Annotated in this window: 4 protein-coding genes; 1 reads left to right on the plus strand and 3 read right to left on the minus strand. The window is 55.8% G+C overall.

Going from position 1 to position 6,572, the window contains the following annotated elements; translation table 11 throughout:
* Nucleotides 1-73 precede the first annotated feature (73 nt).
* A complete protein-coding gene (locus tag Dpoa2040_RS03055; RefSeq protein WP_168640252.1) occupies nucleotides 74-1,375 on the plus strand; it encodes an MFS transporter in 1,302 nt (433 codons plus the stop codon).
* A gap of 166 nt (nucleotides 1,376-1,541) precedes the next feature.
* On the opposite strand, the gene fdoI is transcribed toward Dpoa2040_RS03055, so the two are convergent.
* From fdoI to fdnG, 3 genes are read right to left on the minus strand one after another with little or no spacing between them, the layout of a single operon-like run.
* The gene (fdoI, locus tag Dpoa2040_RS03060; protein WP_168640253.1) at nucleotides 1,542-2,174 is read right to left on the minus strand and encodes a formate dehydrogenase cytochrome b556 subunit; all 633 of its coding nucleotides are present in this window, start codon (nucleotides 2,172-2,174) and stop codon (nucleotides 1,542-1,544) included.
* Nucleotides 2,161-3,063 (minus strand): formate dehydrogenase subunit beta, encoded by a 903-nt coding sequence (gene fdxH / locus Dpoa2040_RS03065; RefSeq protein WP_042871703.1) that lies wholly within the window; start codon nucleotides 3,061-3,063, stop codon nucleotides 2,161-2,163. The genes fdoI and fdxH overlap by 14 nt, the downstream gene beginning before the upstream one ends.
* A 15-nt stretch (nucleotides 3,064-3,078) precedes the next feature.
* Nucleotides 3,079-6,129: a formate dehydrogenase-N subunit alpha gene (fdnG, locus tag Dpoa2040_RS03070; RefSeq protein WP_168640254.1), complete on the minus strand. Its 3,051-nt coding sequence runs from the start codon at nucleotides 6,127-6,129 to the stop codon at nucleotides 3,079-3,081.
* Between the last annotated feature and the right edge of the window lie 443 nt (nucleotides 6,130-6,572).

Below are 6,572 nucleotides of genomic sequence, written 5' to 3' on the forward strand. Positions count from 1 at the left end.
CGGAATGCACATGATGAAGACACGCCGCCGATGCGCATAACAATAACGCTGTCTAACGCTGGAAACGACATACATGACTGCAGTGAATTCTCACAATCCCACATCGGGCGCTGAATGGGTTTACCGCAAAATTGCCTGGCGGTTGATTCCCTTTTTGTGCCTGTGCTATCTCGCCGCTTATCTTGATCGCATCAATATCGGGCTGGCGAAACTACAGATGGCGAATCAGTTGGCGCTCAACGATGTCGCCTTTGGTCTGGGCGCCGGGTTATTCTTCGTCGGCTACATCTTGTTTGAAGTGCCGAGCAACCTGATTCTGCAACGCGTCGGCGCCCGCATCTGGATTGCACGCATCATGATCAGTTGGGGGTTGCTGTCTGCCGGGACAATGTTCGTCACTACGCCAACCCAGTTCTATGTACTGCGTTTTTTACTTGGCGCGGCGGAAGCCGGCTTTCTACCCGGCGTGCTGTTCTACCTGACACGCTGGTTCCCCTCCTGGCGGCGTGGGCGCATTATTTCACTGTTTATGATCGGTCTGCCGCTCTCAAGCGTAATGGGCGGCCCGCTGTCAGGCTGGATCATGTCGTATTTTGATTTGGCTTACGGGTTGCACGGCTGGCAATGGATGTTCCTGCTGGAGGGCCTGCCAAGCGTACTGCTTGGCGTGCTGACCTTCTGGCTGCTGCCGGAAGCGGTTGATCAGGCGCACTGGCTGAGCGAGACGGATAAAGCGCAGGTACACGCCGATCTGGCGATAGATACCCGTGAAGCACCGCACCTGAAGCACCGTTTTCGTGACGGCTTCCTGAACCTGAAAGTCTGGATGCTGGGCGGCATCGACTTTTCAATTTTGCTGTGCGCTTATGCCATGGGGTTCTGGCTGCCGACCTTCATTAAAAAGGCCGGCGTGGCCGATCTTGGGCAGATTGGTTTGTTGACGGCGGTTCCCAGCCTCGCGGCTCTGGCGGGCATGGTGCTGCTTGGCGTCAGCTCTGACCGGTTGCGCGAACGGCGCTGGCACATCATCGTGCCATTTTGGCTCGGTGCGGCGGCGATGGCGGCCAGCACCCTCTTCACCCAAAACATCGTGATGACGCTGTTGCTGTTCTCGGTGGCGCAGGCCGCCATCATCGGCACTGTGCCGGTGTTCTTCAGCCTGCCGGCCACCTTTCTCACGGGCACCGCCGCTGCCACCGGATTCGCGCTGGCCTGTTCGCTGGCGAATATCGCCGGTCTGGTCAGCAATTCAATCATGGGGTTTGCGATGGAGTTAACCGGCAGCGGTAGCGGCGCGCTGTGGTTCTTTGCTTTCTGCCTGCTACTCAGCTCACTGCTGGTGGTGGCGCTACCGGCAAAACTGGTCAATAGGTGAGTTAGGCTGTAGGCAAACAGCCATGTTGCTTTGTGAACGAGTAAGTTTGTCTGATCAGGGAAGTGTTTCGTGCGAGATAAACGGTATCGTTTCTTTGTTACCTCATCGCACGCACGACAAGGAGAGGCTCAACGCCGCCTCTCCTTGACCTGGTTTGCAATGAGGATCAGTGCTTCTCCTGCCCTTTGGATTGCAGCTCACGATACCAGCGAGGATGATGTTTCTTCGCCCAACTGCTGGATACCCAGCCCTCCACCATCGCAGTGATGGTGCCCTTCACCCACAACGCAGCGTACACATGCACCATGATGGTTAGGATCAACCCGACAGCGGATACCGAATGCACCACCAGAGCCGCGCGGATCACCGGAATGGAGAATGACGGCGCGAAGTATGGCCGCCAGACAACAATCCCGCTCGCCAGCAACAGCAGCAGGCAGAGAATCGCCAGCCAGAACACGCACTTTTGACCAAAGTTATAACGACCGGTATCGCCAACTTCTTCGTTACGGGCGATCTTGTGGATGTTCTTCGCCCACTCCAGATCGCTGCGTTCAATCAGGTTGTGTTTCCAGTAGCGTAAAAACATCAGCAGGAAAGCGACAAACATCACCACCCCGACAAACGGGTGCAGGATGCGCGCCAGTTGCGGCGTACCCAGCACATTCATCAGCCAGTTGAGCGACGGGAAGAAAAACCCCAGCCCGCTCAGTGCAGCGAACACAAAACAGAACGCCACAATCCAGTGATTAATGCGCTCAGGGGCGCTGTAACGCTGAATCCGATTACTCTTTTTCATGCTGCTTGCCCTCGTGGTGCGCGTCATCGTCCTCTTCTACCCGGTTCGGGCCGATACCCACGTAGTGGAATACGCTGGCCGCGAAGGTGGCGGCAAAGCCGATGGCCGCCAACGGTTTCCAGATGCCTTTCCAGAAGGTGACTGCCGGGCTGATGCTCGGATTAGCCGGCAGGCCATTGTACAACTCCGGCCTGTCTGCGTGGTGCAGCACGTACATCACGTGCGTGCCGCCCACCCCTGCCGGGTCGTACAGACCGGCGTTCTTGTAACCCCGGCTGTTCAGGTCTTTCACCCGCTCAGTTGCCAACACTTTCATTTCGTCCTTGGTGCCGAAATGAATCGCGCCGGTCGGGCAGGTCTTCACGCATGACGGTTCCTGACCCACTTCGACCCGGTCAACACACAGGGTGCACTTGTACACCTTGTTGTCGTCCTTGTTGATGCGTGGCACGTTGAACGGGCAGCCAGCGATACAGTAGCCGCAACCGATGCAGTGTTCAGACTGAAAATCGACGATGCCGTTGGCGTACTGGATAATCGCCCCTTCCGACGGACACGCCTTCAAGCAGCCCGGATCGGCACAGTGCATACAGCCGTCCTTGCGGATCAGCCACTCCAGTTTGCCGTTTTCCTCGAACTCCGCGAAACGCATCACCGTCCAGGATTTGGCGCTCAGATCGGTCGGGTTGTCATAGACACCAACGTTGTGCCCCACGTCATCGCGGATGTCATTCCACTCGGAGCACGCCACCTGGCAGGCTTTGCAGCCGATACAGGTAGTGACGTCGATCAGTTTGGCAACCTGCTCTTTGTGGTTGCGGGCCTGCGGCGGCGGCGTCAGTGAGTTGGTCGCGGAGCGACGGATGATATCTTGTGATTGCATTGCCATAGTGTTTCTCCGCAACTACGCTTTTTCCACATTGACCAGAAACGCCTTGTATTCCGGCGTCTGACTGTTGGCGTCACCGACATGCGGCGTCAGGATATTCGCCATAAAGCCTTTCTGGGTGGTGCCTTCAAAGCCCCAGTGACAAGGCACGCCGATGGTTTCCACCGGTTTGCCCTGAATCGTCAGGGTACGGATACGCTTGGTGACGACCGCTTTCGCCTTGATATAGCCTCGTTTGCTGCTGACTTTCACCACATCGCCGGCCTGAATGCCCCTGAGCTTCGCCAGCCCTTCTCCGATTTCAACAAACTGTTCCGGCTGAACGATGGCGTTAAGTCGCGCGTGCTTGGTCCAGTGGCGGAACAACTCGGTAATCGAATACGTGGTGGCGACGAACGGAAACTCCTCCGCCGTTCCCATACGCGAGCGGTCCGCTTCCAGAATGCGCGCGACCGGGTTGATTAGCGCCTTGCTGTACACCGGGTTAGTTTTCAGCGGCGATTCGGTTGGCTCGTAATGCGCCGGGAACGGACCTTCCGCCATTTTGTCGATGGCGAACAGACGGCCCAGTCCCTCAGCCTGCATGATGAACGGCCCGGCGGCACTGCCCGGTGGCACAGTGGCGGCAAAATCCGGCACGTCAACGCCGGTCCACTTCTGACCATTCCAGCGAATCAGCTCACGTTTCGGGTCCCACGGGCGACCTTGCTCGTCCGCCGAAGCGCGGTTATAGAGAATGCGGCGGTTCTGTGGCCAGCACCAGGCCCATCCCGGCGTACAACCGAGGCCCGACGGGTCGGCGTTGTCGCGGCGCGCCATCTGGTTGCCCGCCTCTGTCCACGAGCCGGTGTAAATCCAGCAAAAACTGGCGGTAGAGCCATCATCGCGCAACAGAGAGAAATCAGGCAGCAGTTGGCCTTTCTTTAGCAACAGGTTGCCTTTGTCATCGAACAGATCCGCCAGCGCGCGACCATTGGCCTCTTTGGTGATCTCTTCGGCGGACGGATCTTCCGGCTGCTGGTAATCCCAGCTCATATTGAGCACCGGCGCCGGATTCGCGCCGCCTTCTTTGGCATACAGCTCGCGCAGACGCAGAAACAGACCCGCGATGATTACGCCATCGTGACGAGCCTCACCCGGTGGCTCAGCGCCCTGATAGTGCCACTGCAACCAACGACCAGAGTTAACGATGGAACCGTTTTCTTCAGCAAAACAACTGGACGGCAGGCGGAACACCTCGGTCTGAATCTTAGCGGGATCAACATCATTCAGTTCGCCGTGGTTCTGCCAGAAATTGGAGGTTTCCGTCGCCAGCGGGTCGATGATCACCAGATATTTCAGCTTCGCCAGCGCATCGCGCGCCTTATTGGAGTCCGCAAAGGCGGCTATAGGGTTGAAACCCTGCACGATGTAGCCATTGACCTTACCATCCAGCATCATGCGGGAGTAAGCCAGCGCATCGTAGCTTTTGTCCCATTTCGGCAGCCAGTCGTAACCCCAGTCGTTCTCTTTTTGCGCCTTATCGCCCCAAAAGCTCTTCATCATGCTGATAAAAAACTTAGGTGTGTTCTTCCAGTAGTTGACCTGATCCGCCAGCAACGCTTTCGGGGTGATCTGATCCAGATAGTCTTTCAGCGTGGTCTGTTTTTCCGACGGCAACGGCATGTAGCCCGGCAGGTTCAACGACAGCAAACCCAGATCGGTATAGCCCTGAATGTTGGAGTGACCGCGCAATGCATTCACGCCGCCCCCCGCCATGCCGACGTTGCCCAACAGCAACTGAATCATCCCCGCAGTACGGATCATCTGCGCACCGGCGGTGTGTTGCGTCCAGCCCAATGCGTACATGATGGTCGCGGTGCGATCCGGCACACAGGTTGAGGCCAGCAAATCACAAATGGTGAGAAAATCCTGTTTTGGCGTGCCACAAACATTCGTCACCAGATCCGGCGTGTAACGGCTGACATGCTCTTTCAACAGATTCCAGACGCAACGCGGATGGCTCAGGGTGTCATCGCGTTTGGCAAAACCGTTTTCATCCAGTTCATACTGCCAGCTGGTGCGGTCATACTTACGCTCCTTTGCGTCGTAGCCGCTGAAAATACCTTCATCAAAATGGTAATCATCACGCACGACCAGACTGGCGTTGGTGTAGGCCTTCACATATTGCATCTGCACCTTGCCGTGGCTCAGCAGGTAGTTCACCACACCCAGCAGGAAGGTGATGTCGGAACCGGCGCGAATCGGCGAGTAGAGATCCGCGACGGCGGCGGAACGGTTGAAACGCGGGTCAACCACGATCAACTTGGCACCATTGTGAATTTTGGCTTCTACCGCCCATTTAAAACCAACCGGGTGCGCTTCCGCCGGGTTGCCGCCCATCACCAGAATGATGTTGGCGTTTTTGATGTCTACCCAGTTGTTGGTCATGGCGCCACGGCCAAAAGTCGGCGCCAGCGCCGCCACCGTTGGAGCATGACAGAGGCGTGCCTGGGTATCGATACCGACCATCCCCAGCGCACGAGAGAATTTCTGATCAAGAATCCCGGTTTCATTACTGGCTGCTGACGAGCACAACATCCCGGTGGTCAACCAACGGTTAACCGTCACCCCGGCGGCGTTTTTCTCGACAAAATTGGCGTCACGGTCTTTTTTCATCAGGCGGGCGATTCGTTCAAACGCCTCTTCCCAACTGATGCGTTGCCACTTGTCAGACCCTGGTGCGCGATATTCCGGGTATGTCAGACGCTGATCGCTGTGGATAAAATCCACCAGACCCGCGCCTTTCGGGCACAGCGACCCCCGGCTGACCGGATGATCCGGGTCGCCTTCGATATGGTAAATGGAGGCGTTGGCGTTTTTAGCGCCATCGCCGAGGCTGTACATCAAAATGCCGCACCCGACTGAACAGTAGGTGCAATTATTGCGCGTCTCTTTGGCGCGCAATAATTTATATTGCCGCGTTTCGGCTAACGCCGCGCTGGGTGAAAAGCCCAGTGCGGTGACCGTCGTTCCGGCCATACCGCCTGCGCATATTTTAAAGAACTGTCTTCTGCTGACCTGCATGGGAGATTCCTCGCACGACATCACTCAGAGCTATACCGTCAATACATCGAATCACAGGTCTATCGGCTATGTTACCCGGCCCGCTTTCGGGCGTTTCCCCTAATGGAGTGACTCGGTTACCGCTTTTCTGCAACCCGGATTGTTGAGGGTATTATCGTATTTTATGCATTAATGCTTTATTGATATGAATAAATACTGACAAGAGGAATATATAACCGCCTGCCAGACATACACATTATGTATCGGCGAATAAAAAGCGCCAATTAATTATCTCAATAACAACAAACAAATCACAATTCATCGCCACATGGCGATTTTTTAACATTATCACGCAGTTAAAAAGAATTATTCTCATTAACGATGCAGTTCAACACCCTGCCCCGATGTATATTTATTTACATAGCGATTACAAGATGATGAGCCACACCATGTTATTCCAATAA

The sequence above is a fragment of the Dickeya sp. CFBP 2040 genome, from assembly GCF_012273755.1.
Classification (GTDB): domain Bacteria; phylum Pseudomonadota; class Gammaproteobacteria; order Enterobacterales; family Enterobacteriaceae; genus Dickeya; species Dickeya poaceiphila.